12 protein-coding genes and 1 tRNA gene are annotated in these 17,751 nt (G+C 60.8%); 6 read left to right on the top strand and 7 right to left on the bottom strand.

Going from position 1 to position 17,751, the window contains the following annotated elements; all coding sequences use genetic code 11:
• Positions 1-37 precede the first annotated feature (37 nt).
• The 5 genes from OKC40_RS16145 to OKC40_RS16125 all read right to left on the bottom strand — a co-directional run bounded on the left by OKC40_RS16145 (position 38) and on the right by OKC40_RS16125 (position 4,672).
• Positions 38-985, bottom strand: coding sequence for a recombination directionality factor (locus OKC40_RS16145; RefSeq protein ID WP_182936066.1), 948 nt, complete (start codon positions 983-985; stop codon positions 38-40).
• Entirely contained in the window at positions 982-1,983 is a 1,002-nt protein-coding gene (locus OKC40_RS16140; protein WP_182936067.1) for a YqaJ viral recombinase family nuclease, read from the bottom strand. The genes OKC40_RS16145 and OKC40_RS16140 overlap by 4 nt, the downstream gene beginning before the upstream one ends.
• An 88-nt stretch (positions 1,984-2,071) precedes the next feature.
• Positions 2,072-3,025 (bottom strand): DUF932 domain-containing protein, encoded by a 954-nt coding sequence (locus OKC40_RS16135; protein WP_182936068.1) that lies wholly within the window; start codon positions 3,023-3,025, stop codon positions 2,072-2,074.
• Positions 3,026-3,769: 744 nt separating this feature from the next.
• Positions 3,770-3,845: transfer RNA gene (locus tag OKC40_RS16130), tRNA-Thr, on the bottom strand.
• An 86-nt stretch (positions 3,846-3,931) separates the two neighbouring features.
• On the bottom strand, positions 3,932-4,672 hold the full coding sequence (locus OKC40_RS16125; RefSeq protein ID WP_270795944.1) for a phosphatase: 741 nt from the start codon (positions 4,670-4,672) through the stop codon (positions 3,932-3,934).
• Between the two features lie 469 nt (positions 4,673-5,141).
• Between OKC40_RS16125 and OKC40_RS16120 the strand changes: the two genes are divergently transcribed.
• The 5 genes from OKC40_RS16120 (at position 5,142) to ruvC (ending at position 13,115) form a co-directional block, all read left to right on the top strand.
• Entirely contained in the window at positions 5,142-5,795 is a 654-nt protein-coding gene (locus OKC40_RS16120; RefSeq protein WP_042020647.1) for a TetR/AcrR family transcriptional regulator, read from the top strand.
• Positions 5,796-5,843: 48 nt separating this feature from the next.
• The gene (locus tag OKC40_RS16115; protein ID WP_058052918.1) at positions 5,844-8,183 is read left to right on the top strand and encodes an acyl-CoA dehydrogenase; all 2,340 of its coding nucleotides are present in this window, start codon (positions 5,844-5,846) and stop codon (positions 8,181-8,183) included.
• Positions 8,184-8,350: 167 nt separating this feature from the next.
• Positions 8,351-11,413, top strand: a complete 3,063-nt coding sequence (locus OKC40_RS16110) for an efflux RND transporter permease subunit (RefSeq protein WP_270795943.1) — start codon at positions 8,351-8,353, stop codon at positions 11,411-11,413.
• Positions 11,414-11,428: 15 nt separating this feature from the next.
• Positions 11,429-12,478, top strand: coding sequence for an efflux RND transporter periplasmic adaptor subunit (locus OKC40_RS16105; protein ID WP_270795942.1), 1,050 nt, complete (start codon positions 11,429-11,431; stop codon positions 12,476-12,478).
• 115 nt (positions 12,479-12,593) lie between these two features.
• Positions 12,594-13,115, top strand: coding sequence for a crossover junction endodeoxyribonuclease RuvC (gene ruvC, locus OKC40_RS16100; RefSeq protein WP_005334512.1), 522 nt, complete (start codon positions 12,594-12,596; stop codon positions 13,113-13,115).
• Between the two features lie 146 nt (positions 13,116-13,261).
• On the opposite strand, the gene OKC40_RS16095 is transcribed toward ruvC, so the two are convergent.
• Complete coding sequence (locus OKC40_RS16095; protein WP_270795941.1) at positions 13,262-14,452, bottom strand: MalY/PatB family protein; 1,191 nt, start codon at positions 14,450-14,452, stop codon at positions 13,262-13,264.
• A gap of 87 nt (positions 14,453-14,539) precedes the next feature.
• Positions 14,540-16,111: a maltose/glucose-specific PTS transporter subunit IIBC gene (gene malX / locus OKC40_RS16090; protein ID WP_270795940.1), complete on the bottom strand. Its 1,572-nt coding sequence runs from the start codon at positions 16,109-16,111 to the stop codon at positions 14,540-14,542.
• Between the two features lie 301 nt (positions 16,112-16,412).
• Here malX and OKC40_RS16085 point away from each other — a divergent pair, with 301 nt between their 5' ends.
• A complete protein-coding gene (locus OKC40_RS16085) occupies positions 16,413-17,450 on the top strand; it encodes a Mal regulon transcriptional regulator MalI (protein ID WP_005344074.1) in 1,038 nt (345 codons plus the stop codon).
• Positions 17,451-17,751: the final 301 nt, after the last annotated feature.

The raw sequence follows: 17,751 nt of genomic DNA, 5'->3' as shown, positions 1-17,751 counted from the left end.
TATCGTCATGCCGAGACGGAGCATCGGCATGACGGGCTCAGGCGCGAGAGGGTGAAGGATCCGCGCCTTTGCCCAGCTTGTTGGTCAGGGGGGAAGTACGAGGGCGTGCTGGTGTCGTTGCTATCGACGGTGAGGCAGATGGTGCCTCTGTCGTCTCTGCCTCCGGATAGAATTCCTCCAGCAGCAGCGGCACCTCTTCATCTACTTCCTCGAACTGGCCGTTACGCAGTAACGCCCGTGCCACCGCTTCCATCTCGCTAATCGTGAGCCCTGCCTCATCGTCCAGCATAGCTTCCTGTCGTGCCTGACTAACTGCTTCGGTCAGCGTCAGCTCGTCGCGCAGGGTCAGATCCACGTAGTAGATCGGGGTGCGGTAGGACTGAGTGGTGCTCTTGGCCCGCAGTCGCAGGGTGAGTGGCAGGTAGCGGGTCAGGCCACCGCTCACCGCCTCGAAGTACTTCAGTCGTGCTGCCAGAGTTCGCACTGAGTTATAGCCGGTGGTACGAAAGATAAAGCTGCCAAGCTCATCCCCCTGCCCTTCCACAAACAGATTCAGTCGTCCATATAGCTTGCAGCCCTGTTGCTGGCCGTAGGAGCAACGCTCCGGACCGGGACAACTGACTTCCTCCATTCCTTGCGCTCCCGCCCGTTTCGCTACCTCCCCATTGCCGACACAGAGCGGTCGCCCGGTCTGCCGGTCAAAGGCGCTGTATTCCGCTCGTAGGTTCAGATCGCTATCGTTGAACAGCACCCGCACCGGAATTGCGCGGATCTTGGCGTTCTCCTGCCCTTGAGCCTGACCTCCCTGCTTGGGCATGTGCTGCTGATGCAGGGGATGGAGCAACCATCCCCCTTTCTGCTGTATCTGGGTGGTGAGGGTGAAACTGTCGTCTTTCTCCGGCACCCATTTACCTTCTTTCTGTACCAGTCTGCCAATGCAGATCCGCCCGATAACGGGCGGTGTGATAGCGAGTCCCTTGATCATGGTGTTTGCCTCCTGGCTGCGTGAGTAGTCTGAATAGTGAAACGGCGGGAGCCGGGCACCGGTTTGACGTAGTGGCTGAGCAGATCGGGGTGATCCTGACCGAGCCGGTCGAGATCTGGTGCCAGCCGATCCTTGCTGCGCTTCCAGGTGATCTTGCCGTCGGCGAACAGCCCAGCCGTGGCCTCGCCAAGGGTGGCTTGCAACCGCTGCTTGATCTGCGACTCGCGCAGCTCTACTTCCTCCTTGTGCTCGCGCAGATGCAGCAATTCACCGAACAGCTGGTTAAACTCTGGCGAATCGGACAAGTCCACCGTCTCTCCGTCATCGCGGGGAAACAGCCAAGCCAGCGCCGTGCCTGCGTCGTCGGAACCGTCGGGCGCGGGCTGCTGGTCTAGGGCGACCATTTGCCAGAACTGCGCCTCCCGCTCAGTGAGATCCCGGATCTTCTCTTCATCGCGCTCAATGCGGTAAATCCGAAAATCCTGACCCCCGATCAACACAGCCACTTCTGCCCAGGCATGGCCGGTGACGGCGAGCTGATGGAGCACCTGACACTGATAGGCGACAGGAACACCTTCCTCCCATTGCGGTGCACTGTGATAGCTGGCGGTTTTGATTTCGAGGATACCGGGGCCATCGGGGTGACCCACCACCTCGCGGTCGAGGTTGGCGAGCATGAAGGTGTGCTCGGGATGCTGGAGTACCGCATTGACCCGGCGCACCTTGTAACCAGTGCGTTTGGCGTAGACCTGTGCCAACACGGGTTCGAGTTCGACACCCCACAGCACTGCCTCTTTCAGGGAGATATCCTCTGGTGCCTTGCGCGCAGTTTTCTCCAGCCACAGGGTCAGCTGAGATTTGTAGGGGGAGAGGCCGACCGCCACGGCGGCATCGGAAGAGCCGATCCCCAGCTGGCGAATATCCAGCCACTGCTCGCGGGTCAGCTCAGTGGTAGAGGCCAGTCGCCGGGCTTGGCCATATTTGGTTTTTGCTTTCATAGAGGCTCCTTGTTGACGGCATAAGTCCCCCCGCCCGGCCTAATGGCCGGGTTGGGGTGGTATGTCGGGATATGAAGAGGGAGGTGAGTTATTGCAGCAGGGTGAGTGCTTGATTGAGGGCTCTGGACTTGAGTTGGGATCCTTGGCCGAACCAGGCAGAATCGAGGCGATAATCCTGACTACGGGCACGGCGATGGTGATCCACGTATTCGGTGACCGCATTGACCAGTCCCCAGGCGGAATTGCGGGAACTGGCGAGATCCGAGCCCATGCCCGCGCCTTGATAGAGTTCGTGGAGCTGTTGGACGGGTCGGGTAAGGATGATCTGGTTATCGGCGTCCAGCGGTTGGGCCAGCAGATCGCTGAAGAAGCGCAACGCCTCTTCAGGAGCGACCGGACGCTGGGTCAAGGCTTTGGTTTGCGCCTTGAACTCGTCCCAGTGGGAAAGCCCTAGCCACAGCGCCTCTTTCACCGCAGCAGCATCGAACTGAGTGGAATGTGGGACCTTGATAGCGCCGGTGCTATCCCGCAGCGCCATTTGGAGGGTGTTGTTGCAGACCACCCGCAGGGAGGTGAACTGTGCAGTGGTGCAGAGGGTGCCATCGCAGCTGGTGGCCAGCAGTAGGTAGGATTTGACCACATCCCCACCCTTGAGACGCATGTCCTGACCTGTTTTGGCCAAGGCCCACAGCTTGCGGCCGCCCTTGAGTGAACCGGCGGTCTCCAGCTCGAAGCCGCCTGCCTCGACCAAATCCTGATAGAAATGCAGCACCTCGTGCGGCTGTACCACCTTGTAGCGCTGGGAGACCACCGAGAGCGGTTCGAGCGTATCTGAGCGGTAGAGCACCTTGCTGTCGGTATAGGGCCTGATATGCAGCGCATCGGAGGCGACGTTGAACATCACCTCGCTCTGCTCTATGGTCCAAGCCATCCCGGCAGCTTGCAGCCAGATATCCAGAGATTGTTGTGGGGGCAGGATATTGCCGAGGCCGTGCCAGGGTGTTTGGCCGGTGTAGGCCATGGTGTCGATTAAATGTGCCATAGGGATATCTCCAATGAAAAAGGGACTGCGCGAAGCAGTCCCTTGGATAAGTTCATTGAGATAACATATACCTATAAATTGGTATGATTTATTAGGTATCAGAGGGAGGACAGTTGGTTCAGGATCGGTTGACGTTCATTCGCTGGTCTTCTTGTTGTTTCAAACAGCTTTGGAATGCGTGTGCTGATTCGTTGTCCCCGTGTACGCCGATATGTGGCGTTACTCTAAACCGGGAGCTTGAGCAACTCGTTCATTGTTGGGCTCAAGAGGGTCCTGCCGGTTCAAGACTCCAGCTCGATAATGAGCTTCATATGGGTCTCTATAGTGGCAGAGGATAACAAACCAAAACAGCTAAAAAAAAATTTAAGGACGCGGCAAAGTTGCTAATTTCGCTACCAGTAGCGGGAATAGCGGGTTTGGCAGATGGAACTGACCAGAACATTTTGCTTAAGTCGCGCTTGCTCGTGAGGGGGAGTTCAAGATCTAAACTAACTACACGGCCTGGGAATGTCATTGCAAGAGTAGGATGGCGTGACTCGAATGAGTCAACAATTCTGAGAGGAAAACGAGCCTCGCAGTGGAGCTCTAGCAAAGTAAGTAAACCCCCCGACTTTGCCCAAAAGCTCACAAATCTCTGGCAAGTTGTGTTGACCTACGTTGAAAAAAATTACTTACACAATCAGTTACATTGAACTTAAAGCACTGATGTAAGTAGATGATTTTTAATGTAAGTGATTGATTTATTGGTGCCGGTAATAGGAGTCGAACCTACGACCTTCGCATTACGAATGCGCTGCTCTACCAACTGAGCTATACCGGCTTGTTGCCATCCAGATTCATGAAAAATGGCCGGCGTGTCAATCGAGCCAACTCGATTTTATGAGTTGGCTCATGGTGTTAGCAGTCTTAGAGATCGACGAACTCGGGGATGTGGGCGCGGCCGCGGCTTTCGAGGAAATCGAGCAGGGCGCGGGGGGAGCGCACCAGGATCCGCTCCAGCGGGAAGCCCGCTTCGGTCACCAGACGGTGACAGTGGTCAAAATCGCCGAGGCTGAAGGCGACGTGGGAGTCGGAGCCGAAAGTGAGATAGGTCCCCAGATCTCGCGCAGCTTCGACGATAGCGCGGCAGTTGCCTTCACTGCCCGGGCGCGAATGAATGAAAGAGGAGTTGTTGATCTCCAGCGCCACCCGATAGTCGGCCGCCGCCTTGACCACCGCCTGAATGTCGATGGGAAATGCGGGGTTACCCGGGTGGCTGATCATATCGACCCGGCCGCTCTTGATGGCGTTGATCATCGCCTGGGTGTGGGTTGCCTGATCGCAGGGAGGGAATACCTGCTCATGAAAGCCCGCCATGATCATGTCGAGGCGCGACTCATAGCGCTCGGGGAAGTCGATCTCCCCCTCCAGGTTTTTGATGTTGGCCTCGATACCCCGCAGGATCCCCACTCCATCCACCACCCTTGGCAGTATTGGCAAGTTGGCAAAGTGCCAGACATGAGGGGCATCGGCCATCTCGGGGCCGTGATCCGTGGTGGCAAACAGCTTGATCCCCTTGGCCCTGGCTATCGGCAGATAGTCGTGGATGGTGCTGTAAGCGTGGGTGCTGGCAATGGTGTGAGTGTGGGTATCGACCGGGTACTTCATCTTCTCTCCCCTCATATTTTGAAGGGGCAGCATAACAAAGAGCGGCAGCTTGGGCCACGCCAGTGCTTGCCACACTTTGTCACAAAATACCGCGAAGCTGACATAGTCTGAGGGGCTCTGGCTGGCATACTGCCCCCGTCGATACATGCCTGAACTCGCATCGACAGTTTGCCGTCAGGATGACGCGAACTCACTTTCCCCACCGTCGCGCCCTGCGGCGGTTTTTTTTGCCTGCAAACCGCAAACCGGTAACAAACGCGCAAAAAAAAGGCCCAACTAGCATGGTGCAGGTTGGGCGAGACTTAATGTTTAATTGCAGTGGCATAGATATAGAGTCCTGCTTTTTGACTAAGTTCCGCCCACTTTGCTTTTTTCATCGAAAAACATTCCGCTAACACTCATTCACATTCTCTTGACACTTCACGTTATGAAACGTACTTTTTAAACATTCGTTTAAGTGAGGTGTCCAGTGAGTAAAATCGATACCAAAAACCGTATTCTCGATGCCGCTGAAGTGCTGTTTGCCGAGCGGGGATTCGCCGATACCTCTTTGCGTCTGATCACCAGCGAGGCCGACGTCAATCTGGCGTCTGTGAACTATCACTTCGGCTCCAAGAAGGAGCTGATCCAGGCGGTACTCGACCGTTACCTGAGCCTGTTTATGCCCGATCTCGATGCCCGCCTGCGGGTGCTGATGGAGCAGGAGCAGCTGACCCTGCTGCAACTGTTTGAAAGCTTTGTCGAACCGCTGATGAAACTCTCGGCAGTGCGGGCCAACGGCCCGGCCATCTTCATGCAGCTGCTGGGGCGCGGCTATATCGACAGCCAGGGCCACCTGCGCCGCTTTATCACCGCCCACTACGGCCCCATTCTGATGCGGATCACCCAGGCGATCTCCAAGGCCAATCCGGCCTTGTCACCAGCGGATCTCTTCTGGCGCCTGCACTTCACCCTGGGCACCGTCGTCTTCACCATGGCATCCGCCGATGCGCTACGCGACATCGCCCTGGCCGACTTTGGCCAGCAGCTCGATGTGGAAGGGCTGGTGCGCAACGTTATTCCTTATCTGGCGTCCGGAGTCGGGGCGCCCGTGGAGTCGACCAGGCTCTCCCTGGCCGTGTAACAACCAACAATAAATCAACGGAAACAGTGAAATAGAAGGAACTTCGGTATGATCACATTGCTTGTCCTGCTGGTGCTGGCGATAGCCGTTGTGCTCGGCGTGCCCTCCATCCGTAAAAAGGTGGTAACCCGTCCGGTGTTCGGCATCTTCAAAAAGATACTGCCGCCCTTGTCAGCTACCGAGCGGGAGGCCATGGAAGCCGGCTCCGTCTGGTGGGATGGCGAGTTGTTTCGCGGCAACCCCGACTGGAAAAAACTGCACGGTTACGGCAAGGCCGAACTGAGCGCCGAAGAGCAGGCCTTTATCGACAATCAGGTCGAAACCCTGCTCGCCATGGTTGATGACTTCAAGATCGTCAACGAAACCAAAGACCTGCCGGAGCCGGTGTGGGACTATCTGAAGAAGGAAGGCTTCTTCTCCCTGATCATCCCGAAGTCCTACGGCGGCCGCGAGTTCTCGGCGATTGCCAACTCCACCATCGTCACCCGCATTGCCACCAAGAGCCTGAGCGTGGCGGTCACCGTCATGGTGCCCAACTCCCTCGGCCCGGGCGAGCTGCTGATGCACTACGGCACCCAGGCCCAGAAAGATTTCTGGCTGCCGGGGCTGGCCAATGGCAAAGAGGTGCCCTGCTTCGCCCTGACCGGGCCGGAAGCGGGCTCCGATGCGGGCGCCATCCCTGACAAGGGGATCGTCTGCAAGGGGATGCACAAGGGTGAAGAGGTGCTGGGTATTCGCCTCAACTGGAACAAGCGCTACATCACCCTGGCGCCGCGCGCCACCGTGCTGGGGCTGGCGTTCAAGCTGTATGACCCGGAAAAACTGCTGGGTGACAAGGAAGAGCTCGGCATCACCTGCGCCCTCATCCCCACCAGCCACCCCGGCGTGCGTGTTGGCGATCGCCACTACCCCATGGGTCTGGCGTTCCTGAACGGCCCGACTTTCGGCAAGGATGTGTTCATTCCGCTCGACTGGATCATCGGTGGCCCGGATTACGCCGGTCGCGGCTGGCGCATGCTGGTGGAGTGCCTCTCCGCCGGTCGCGGCATCTCGCTGCCTGCCCTTGGCACCGCCTGTGGTCACATGGCGAGCCGCACCGTGGGCGCCTACTCCTATGTGCGCAAGCAGTTCGGCATGTCCATCGGCAAGTTTGAAGGGGTGCAGGAAGCGCTGGCTCGCATCGGCGGCCTCACCTATCAGCTGGAAGGGGCCCGTCGTATGACCGCAGGTTCCCTGGACTTGGGTCAGGCACCAGCCATCGTCACCGCGATTTCCAAGTACCACATGACCGAAATGGCGCGCCAGATCATGGATGACTCCATGGACATCCACGCCGGTCGTGCCATCCAGCTGGGCCCGAAAAACTACACCGGCTACGCCTACATGGGCATTCCAGTCGCCATCACGGTGGAAGGGGCCAACATCCTGACCCGTAACCTGATGATCTTCGGGCAGGGTGCCACTCGCTGCCACCCGTACGTCTTTGCCGAGCTGGAAGCGGCCGCCGACACCGACGTGGAACGCGGTCTCGAGAAGTTTGACGCCCTGCTGATGAAACACATCGCCTTCGGTGCCGGCAACTTCTTCGGTTCCCTGTTCCAGGGGCTGACCCTGGGTCAGTTCAACAACGCGCCGGTAGCCGGTGAAACCGCCCGCTACTACAAGCAGCTCTCCCGCATGAGTAAAGGGCTGGCCCTGTGCGCAGACGTCTCCATGCTGATGCTGGGTGGCGATCTCAAGCGCAAGGAGATGATCTCCGCCCGTCTGGGTGACGTGCTGAGCCACCTCTATCTGGCCTCCGCCACCCTCAAGCATTACGAGGATCAGGGCCGTATGGTCTCCGATCTGCCGTTCGTGCAGTACGCGGTGGAGCGCAACCTCTATCTGATTGGCAAGGCGTTCGAAGGCTTCTTCCAGAACTTCCCGAACAAGGTGGTGGGGGCCGTACTCAAGCGCGTGGTGTTCCCGTTTGGCGTCGGTTACAAGATGCCGGCCGACGATCGCTGCCATGCCATCTGTCTGGCCATGATGAAACCGGGCGAGTTCCGCGACCGTCTGACCGCCCTCTGTTATGTGGGCAAAGACGAGGCGGATCCGGTCGGTCTGATGGAGCGTGCCTTCCAGGCCATGGTCGCCGTTCAGCCCTACGAGAAGAAGCTGGTACAGGCCCAGAAAGAGGGCAAACTGCCCCGCAAACTGGCGCTGCCGGAGCTGGTTGCCGCTGCGCTGGCCGGTTCCATCCTGAGCAAGGACGAAGCGGACAAACTGCTGGCCGCCGATGCCCTACGCTACGAAGCGATCCAGGTAGACAACTTCGCCCCAGGCGAGCTGGAAGGCTTCTCCCAGCAACCAAACAAGCAGCCAAACAAGGTCGAGCACGCGGCCTGATCCCCTGGCAAACCTGCACCAAACCGGCCCTCGTGGCCGGTTTTTTTGTTTGTTAACCATGCATTTACAAGCCGGGAGAATTCCAGTTAAATGCTTGAGTCCCTGTTGCAGGGGCTTTGGAAGCAAGGCCAGCGGAATGGCCGATAACAACAACTCAGGAAGAGTGAATGAACCTCGCCAAAACGGCGATCGAGCGCCCCATCTGGGTGGCGGTCTCGATCGTGCTGATTTTCCTGCTGGGCCTGCTCAGCATCCGGGGACTGCCGATCCAGCTGTTCCCCGACATCGACCGTCCACACCTCAACATCTCGGTGAGCTGGCGCTCAGCCTCGCCCCAAGAGATGGAGTCGGAGATCACCGACCCCATCGAGCAGGAGATGCAGGGGGTTCAGGGGCTCAAGAGCCTTGTCAGCAACAGCTATCCCGGCTTTACCGAAATCGACATGGAGTTTGCCCTCGGCACCGACATGCAACGGGCCCAACTCGATGTGATTTCGCGACTGAACCGGGTCTCGGGATTGCCGGACAAGATCGGCGGCCCCTACGTCAACAACTACAGCAGCAACGATACCCTCACCTTCTTCTTCATCCAGCAGCTGCCCGGCGCCAAAGGGGTGATCGATGATCATCAGGCGCTGATCGAGGCGCGGGTCAAACCCGAGCTGGAACGCATCGAAGGGGTCTCGACGGTCACGATCGAGGGGATCAACGAGCGCCAGATCCAGATCCGTTTCGACCCCTATCGCGCCGCCGAGCTGGGGGTCGAGATCCCGGTGCTGGCCAGCCGCGCCACCACTGGCTGGGACGTGTCGGCCGGTACCCTCGACATCGGTCGCTGGGAGTACAAGCTGCGCTTCGCCGGTCGCTACGATGTCGAGACGCTGGGGGACAAGGTGGTGGACTGGCGCGATGGCCTGCCCATCTATCTGCGGGATGTAGCGGAAGTAAGGGTAGCACGGGAAGAGAACCCGGTGCTGCGGATCCAGAACGGCAATACCGCCATCGCCGCCCAGATCTTCAAGGAGAGCGGCGCCAATGCCCTGGCTTCCCTTGAGGCGATCAAGGCCCGGGTGAACGAGCTAAACCGCGAGGTGCTGGAGCCGGTCGGGCTGCACATGGAGCAGTCGTTCGATGCCTCCCTCTACATCAATCGCGCCGTCAGCATGGTCACCGCCAACCTGGGGCTCGGGGTGCTGCTCTCCTGCGCCATCCTCTGGCTCTTCCTGCGCCAGCTCAAGGCGACCCTGATGATTGCCCTCGCCATCCCCATCAGCATCATGCTCACCTTCTGCCTACTCAAGGTGATGGATCGCACCCTTAACATCATCTCGCTGGCGGGCATCGCCTTTGCCGTCGGCATGGTGCTCGATGCCGCCATCGTGGTACTGGAGAGCATCTACCGGCGCCACGAGCGGGGGGATTTGAGCAAGGCGGACGCGGCGCTCGAAGGCACCCGTCAGGTGTGGACGGCGCTGGTGGCCTCCACCCTCACCACGGTTGCCATCTTCCTGCCGGTGCTGCTGCTCAATGATGTGGAAGGTCAGCTGTTTGCCGATCTGGCGCTGACCATCGCCTGCGCCGTGACAGTCTCCATGCTGGTCGCCGTCACCGTGCTGCCTGCGGTGGCGGCGCGCTGGATGGGACATGAAACGCTGACCGATCCCTATGCGTCGCTGTGGCAGCGCACTACTCGTCACGTGATCCGCTGGACCTCGACCTCATGCCAGCGCTGGACGGTCATCACCCTGATGATGAGCCTGCCGGCACTGGCCACCTGGGCGCTGCTGCCCAAGATGGATTATCTGCCGGACGTCAAACGGGACGCGGTGGATGTCTGGATGAACTTCACCCCCGGGGTCAACCTCAAGGCCCAGCGCGAAGAGGTGCTCGATACCCTGATCGCCCGCCTCGCCCCCTACATGAAGGGGGAGAAAGAGCCTGCTCTCAAGAACTACTACATCTTGCGCTACCCGGGGGGCGCCCAGATTGGCGTGCGCCCCAAGGACGAGACCCGCATCAGGGAGCTGGAGAGCCTGTTGATGAAACAGCTGCTGGTAGGCATTCCCGACACCCGGGTGTTCGGCGGTCAGGGGTCGCTGTTTGGCGGCTTTGACAGCGAGAACGGCGTCTCCCTGCTGTTGCAGGGGGGCAACCTGCCCGAGCTCTATCAGGCAGCGCGGGCCAGCATGGGGATCCTCAGCAAGGACCTGCCGGGAGTACAGATCCGGCCCGAGCCGAGTCTCGACTTCACCGCCCCCGAGCTCAAACTGGTGCCGCAAGATCGGCGTCTCGCCGAAGTGGGTTGGGATCGCACGCCCCTGCCCACCATCATCCAGACCTTTGGCGACGGCTTGCGGGTAGGCGAGTATTTCGATGGCGAGGATCGGCTCGACATCATGCTGATGGGGCAGAGCTCCGCCAATCCGGACGAACTGAAGGCAGTGCCGCTGGCCACCCCCTCCGGGCGCATCGTCCCCCTTGGCGAGCTATTGCGGGTGGAGCACGACATGGGCCCGGCCAGCATTTTCCGGGCCGATGGGCGGCGCAGCATCATCCTGCAGATAGCCCCCCCAGCGGGCATGACCATGGAGCAGGTGATCGACACCCTGAAAAACCGCAGTTTTGCTGCCATCCGGCCCCTGCTACCCGCCGGTGGCGAGCTGCAGATCGCAGGCAACGCCGACAGCCTGCAACAGGCGCTCGACAATCTGGGGACCATCTTCCTGTTCGCCGTGGTGATCCTGCTGGTGCTGCTGTGGGGGGTGTTTGCCTCCCTCAAGGATGCGCTGCTGGTGCTGCTCACCTTGCCCCTTGCCTCGGTTGGCGGCGTGCTGGCGCTGCAACTGAGCGGGCTGCTGGTGCCGCTGCCGATGGATCTGCTCACCATCATCGGCTTTGTCATCCTGCTGGGGCTGGTAGTCAACAACGCCATCCTGCTGGTGCACCAGACCCGCACCGCCGAGCGGGACGGCATGAGCCGCCAGCTGGCGGTGGCCGATGCCCTGCAAAGCCGGATGCGCCCCATCGCCATGACCAGCCTCACCAGCATCTTCGGCATGCTGCCGCTGATGCTGAGCCCGAGCGAGGGGAGCGAAATTTACCGCGGGCTGGCCACCGTCATTGTCGGCGGCATGAGCTGCAGCACCCTGTTTACCCTGATCCTGTTGCCTGCCTTCCTGCGTCTCGGGGAGCAGGTGGCAATCCCACAACCCCTGCGCCAGCGGGCCTGAGCAAGGAGCTCATCGATGACACATATATTTACCCGAATGTTGGCTGGCGCGGCGCTGATAGCGGGCTGCGCGCTACCGGTATTTGCCGATCAGGGCAAAATGGTGACACTGGCGGATGTGACCCGAGGGGATGCGGCCGCCAATATCTGGGTCAGCGGCACGGTGGCGAGCCGCCAGCAGGCGGCGCTCAGCGCCGAAGTGAGTGGCCGGGTGGAGTGGATCGCCGAATTTGGCAGCCGGGCCAAAAAAGGGGACGAGCTGCTGCGCCTCGACAGCGCGGCACTGCGCCTCTCGCTGGAGCAGGCTCGCGCCGAGCAGGCGAAATGGCAGAGCAACCTGCGTTTCGCCCGCGCCGAATCCCAACGGATCACCCGGCTGCACCAGCAAAAGAGCGCCTCCCAAAGCCAGTACGACAAGGCCAGTTATGATGTGGAGCAGGCCGCGCTGGCCGAGCGGCTGGCCGCCATACAGGTGAACCAGATTGAGGAACAGCTGCGCCGCAGCCACATCTATGCCCCGTTCGATGGGGTGGTGAACAACCACTTCATCCAGCCCGGTGAGCATGTGGACGCGGGCGAGCAGGCGCTGGAGCTGGTCAACCCGGATCAGCCGGATATCCGCCTGCAAGCCCCCATCCTCTGGGCCCAGCAGCTGGCGCCGCAAACCCGGCTGCGGGTGGAGGGGGAGCAGTTGAGCGGTCACGGCGTCTATTACCAGCGGGCTGCCAGCGCCGATCCCAAATCGAGGCTGATCGAGCTGCGCCTCAAACCGGAAGCGGGCACCTTCATCATCGGCTCGCCGGTACGGGTTGCCCTGCCACTGGGGGATCAGCAGAGCATGCTGCTGCCACGGGATGCCCTGGTGCTCGGCACCGATGGCAGCGTGGTCTATCAGGTGGCGCGAAGCGGCAAGGCGCTCAAGGTGAATCGGGTGCCGGTCACCGTGCTGTTTGGCGACAGCCAGCAGGTGGCGGTGAGCGGCGCCCTCAAGCAGGGGGATCGGGTGGTGGTGCGCGGCGCGGGCAGCCTTCAGGATGGCGACACCATAGCGCTGTTCAAGGGGTAACCACGCCTGACGCAGGCTGGCCAATCTTTGCCCGCTTGACCCAGGACGTACAGCCAAACGGGCCACAGTTTGCTATCTTGGCGGCCATCACTCGCGTTTAGAGCAATCAACACCCATGAGCATTATTTTGGGCATCGATCCGGGTTCGCGGATCACCGGATACGGGGTTATCCGGGTCGTGGGCGGCAAGGCCGAATACTTGGGCTCTGGCTGCATCCGCACCGATTGCGGCGAGCTGCCGGAGCGCCTCAAGCAGGTCTATGACGGGGTATGCGAGATCATTACCCAGTTCAAACCCACCGAGTTTGCCATCGAGCGGGTCTTTATGGCCCGCAACGCCGACTCGGCCCTGAAACTGGGGCAGGCCCGTGGCAGCGCCATTGTCGCCGCGGTCAACGCCTATCTGCCGGTGAGCGAATACTCCGCTACTCAGATCAAGCAGGCAGTGGTCGGCACCGGCGGCGCCGCCAAGGAGCAGGTGCAGCATATGGTGACCCATCTGCTGAAACTCTCCGCCACCCCGCAGGCGGATGCGGCGGATGCCCTCGGCGTGGCCCTTTGCCACCTGCACACCCGCCAGAGCCTGATCAAGATGGCAGGCCGTGCCAGCAGCTCGGTACGTGGCCGCTATCGCTGAGCCCCTGCCCACCCACACGGCTCATCTCGGTATCGCTAAATAAAAAACCGCCCCGGATCTCCGGGGCGGTTTTGTTTGATATTCCCCACCAAACGGGGCCATCACTGATGGCCCCGTTAGGTTTCTCATGTTGAATGGATTTGCCCCTACACCAGCTCCCCCAGTGCGCCGATCAGGGCATCGAGTCCCTGATCTACTTTCGAGCGCGGGCAACCGACGTTGAGGCGGATATAGCCGTTGCCTTCCGGGCCGTAGGTGTCGCCGCGCATGATGGCGACCCGGTATTTCTCCACCAGCAAGGTTTGCAGCGCATCCATCCGTTCGGTGGAGTCGATGCCGAGGCCGCTCAAGTCAATCCAGGCGAGATAGGTCCCCTCGGGCACCCGATAGTCGATGGCGGGGAAGGCTGCGTTGAGCCGCGCCGCCACATGGGCGAGGTTGCCGTGCAGATAGTGTTTCAAGGCATCGAGCCAGGCAGCCCCGTCCCGATAAGCGCTGATATGGGCCAGCACTCCGAGAATCGGCGGCGATGAGAGGCCATGGGCCGCCTTGAGCCGCTGCAGATAGGCGGCCCGCGCCTCGGCGTTGGCGATAAAGGCGTAGGCGCCGCCAAGGGCGGGAATATTGAAGGATTTGGAGCCCGAGCTCACCAGCGCCCAGTGATCGTCCGGCGCGACTTCGCTCCACGGCAGGTAGCGGGCAAAGCTCACATCCATATGGATGTCATCCGAAATCACCTTGACCCCGTGGCGCTGGCAGATAGCGGCCATCCGGCCGAGTTCATCCCGCGTCCAGACCCGGCCGGTAGGGTTGTGGGGGCTGCAGAGCAGCAAAATCCGGCAATCGGGGCGGGCTGCCTGTTGCTCGAAACATTGCCAGTCGATCTGGTAACCGCCCTGCTCTTTTTTGAGCGGACATGGCAACAGCACCCTGTCGTTGGCGGCCAGCATATTGCCGAAGGCATCGTAGGCGGGGGTATGGACCAGCACACCTTCGCCCGGTGCCGACCAGAGGCTTACCAGCTGGGCAATCACATAGATGACCGAGGGGCCGTAGACCAGCGTCTCGGGGTCGAGGCTCGCCCCGTAGCGGTTGGTAAACCAGTCGCTCACCGCGCCCTTGAAATCGTCGTGATTCCAGCGGCTGTAGCCAAATACCCCGTGTTCAAGGCGGGTTGCCAACGTCTGGCGAATGCAGGGGGCGGTCGCGAAATCCATATCGGAGATGGTAAAGGGGAGCAGGTCGGCATGGCCAAAACGGTCGGCTACATAGTCCCACTGGGTGCAGTAGGTGCCGTGGCGGTCGACCACGCGGTCGAAGTCATAAATATCGTGCATGAAGTTTCTCCCTCCATAAACAGGAGACATATTGGGAGAGGCAAACAAGGGGGGCTTGCGCCCCCCGTTCGGATCTTATTGGCCGGTTCAGGCCCCCATCAGGCTCTGCAGCTGGTTTTTCACCAGATGCACCTGCGGGCCGATCACCACCTGCAGGTTGTGCTCATCGAGCTTGATCACCCCGATGGCGCCGTTTGCCTTCAATATCTTGTCATCGACCCGGCTCATGTCCTGCACCGACATCCGCAGGCGGGTGATGCAGTTATCGAGCGCCAGGATGTTATCGGCGCCGCCCAGGGCGTTAAGGATGATTTCACCGTTGTAACCGCTGTTGCCTGCCTTCTTGCCCGTGGGCTGCGCAGCTTCGCTGGTCTCGATCTCGCGGCCCGGGGTCTTGAGGTTAAAGCGCACGATGGCGAAGCGGAACACGCTGTAGTAGATGGCAAACCAGATGGCAGCCGCGACCGGCACCAGATACCACTTGGTGGCGGTGCCTTGCAACACGCCGAACACCAGAAAATCGATCAGGTTGCCGTCGGTGTTGCCGATGGTGACGCCGAGCAGCCCCATGGTCATAAAACCGAGACCCGTCAGGATGGCGTGAATGACGTAGAGCACCGGTGCCACGAACAGGAACAGGAACTCCAGCGGCTCGGTGATACCGCCGATGACGCAGGCCACCACACCGGAGACCAGCAGCGCCTTGATCTTGCCGCGATTTTCCGGACGAGCGCAGTGATACATGGCGAGCGCAGCCCCCGGCAGGCCGCCGAGGAAGGCAGGCATCTTGCCCTGCGAGAGGAACGAAGTGGCAGAGACCGAGAAGCCGCTGGTGTCGGCGCAGGATAGCTCGGCGTAGAAGATATTGAGCGCGCCACTCACCTCGTTGCCGCACACCAGTGACGTGCCGCCCGCTTCGGTAAAGCGGATGAGCGCCACCAGAATATGGTGCAGACCGAGCGGCAGCAGCAGACGCTCACCGGTACCAAACAGGAAGGGGCCGAAGGGGCCTGCGTGGGAGATCAGCGCCCCGATACCGTTGATGCCAGCGGCAAACCAGGGCCAGGCGAACGGCACGACCAAGCCGACAACCCCCAGCACCAGCACGGTGATGATGGGCACGAAGCGGGCACCGCCGAAGAAGGCGAGCGCATCGGGCATCTTGTAGGTGTAGAAACGGGCGTGCAGTTTGGCGACGATCACCCCGACGATGATGGCCCCCAGAATACCGGTGTCGATGGAGCTGATGCCGAGGATCGATTTCACCCCGTAGGCCTTCTCCGCCGCCGCGTCACCGATGACGTTGGCCACGGTCAGGTAGAAGTTGATGGAGAGGTTGAGCGCCGCATAGCCGACGAAACCGGCAAAGGCTGCGACCCCCTTCTCTTCTCGCGCCAGCCCGAGCGGAATGGCCACCGCAAACATCACCGGCAGGTAGATAAAGGCCACCAGCCCTACCTTGGTCATCCAGAGGAACAGCAGTTGCAGCACGGTGTTGTCGAGGAAGGGCATGCTCTGCTTGACCGCATCGCTGGTGAGCGAGCTGCCGACACCGAGCAGGATGCCCGAGAAGGCCAGCAGGGCGACCGGCAACATAAAGGTCTTGCCGAGGCTCTGCAGGAACTCCCAGATGGTGGATTTGGCTTGAGGCTTGGCCATGAAACGGCTCCTTGTGAATAAACAGCAATGTCTGCGGCTGCCCTCCCCCGCTCGAGGCAATCTCGACGCAATCTCGAAGCAATCTCGAAGCAAAGGCGCGGGTCAGCATCAGGTTTTGCTGGATGATAAATCGTTTTATCAAACTACAAGTGCCGACAAGATCACAGAATAAGGGGGCTGGCTGACGGCAGGATCCAAATTTGTGAGCCGGATCGGCCAGATGGTGATGTAACGTTTCACTTGGCAACCCAAGCAGGTATGCTGGGGCCTCGCTCTCAACTGTCCATCGTCCGTTCGCCCTATGTCGCCCAAATCCCTCTCTGCCAAAGCCACCAAGATCACCGATGTCGCCCAGCGGGCGGGAGTGTCGGTCACCACCGTCTCCATGGTGCTCAACGGCAAGGGGCGCATCTCCCCGGCCACCGCCGAGCGGGTGCAGCAGGCGATAAAAGAGCTCGACTACGTGCCCAACAGCGCCGCCGCCAATCTGCGCAGCCAGCAATCCAATCTGGTGGGGCTGATCCTGCGCGACATCACCGACCCCTTCTATACCGAGGTGACCGCCGGGGTGAGCGAGGTGCTGGAGCAGCAGGGCTATCTGCTGTTTCTGACCCAGTGCGGCCACAGCCCGGAGCGGCTGCAGCAGAGCATCCACTCCCTGTCACGGCAGGGGGTGGCGGGCATCATCTTCAATCCGGTGCGCGGCGCGGCGGCCAAGACGCTGGAGACCCTGCTCGATTCCGAGCTGCCGGTGGTGTGCGCCGCCCGCTCCTACTATCGCGATGACGTGGACTTTATCGGCCCCGACAACACCCACGCCGCCAAGCAGGCCACCACCTACCTTATCGAGCAGGGCCACCGCCATATCGCCTATGTCGGCGGGCGGGCCGACTCCCTCACCCGCGCCGAGCGCATCGGCGGCTACTGCGCCAGCCTGCTGCAATATGGCCTCCCCTTCAAACCGGAGTGGGTACTGGAGTGCGAGCGCACCCAGCGCAGCGCCGCCGACACCATCGCCCAGCTGCTGCACCAGCACCCCAAGGTGACCGCCGTGCTCTGCCACTACCCCGAGGTGGCGCTCGGCGCCATCTATGGCGTCGAGGCGAGCGGCCGCACCGTGGGCAAGGACAACTACATCGGCCAGCAGGTGGCCCTGCTCGGTTTTGACGATGTGGCGGAGGCCGAACTCACCTCCCCCGCCCTCACCTTCGTCAGCTCACCGGCGCGGGAGATTGGCCGTCAGGCGGCAAGGCGGCTGCTGACCCGGATGCAGCAACCCGAGCTAGCCCCCAACCGCCATATCATCACCCCCAATCTGCAAAAGCGGGAGTCAGCCTGAGTTGGCTGGGCAGCCCGAGCTCACCCCACCCGCCATATCATCACCGCTCACCAGCAAACCGCAAAAGCGGGAGTCGGCCTGAGCTGGCTGGGCAGCCCCAACCCGCCATATCATCCCCACTCACCAGCAAACCGCAGAAGCGAGAATTGGCTAATAACATCATGTCGATCAGCCAATAACATCATGCCGATCACTTTTTTTCTGCCCGCGTTTATAGCGTCTTCCTTTTACTCCGCCTGATCGGCATCGGTCAAGTTGGCGCCCTGTTTTCTCATCGATTCTCCCGTTAAGGTCACGCGCA

The sequence above is a fragment of the Aeromonas sp. QDB11 genome (assembly GCF_027705265.1).
Lineage (GTDB): Bacteria > Pseudomonadota > Gammaproteobacteria > Enterobacterales > Aeromonadaceae > Aeromonas > Aeromonas allosaccharophila.
Note: the sequence above shows the minus strand (reverse complement) of the source record. Positions and strands in the feature narration are given on the sequence as shown.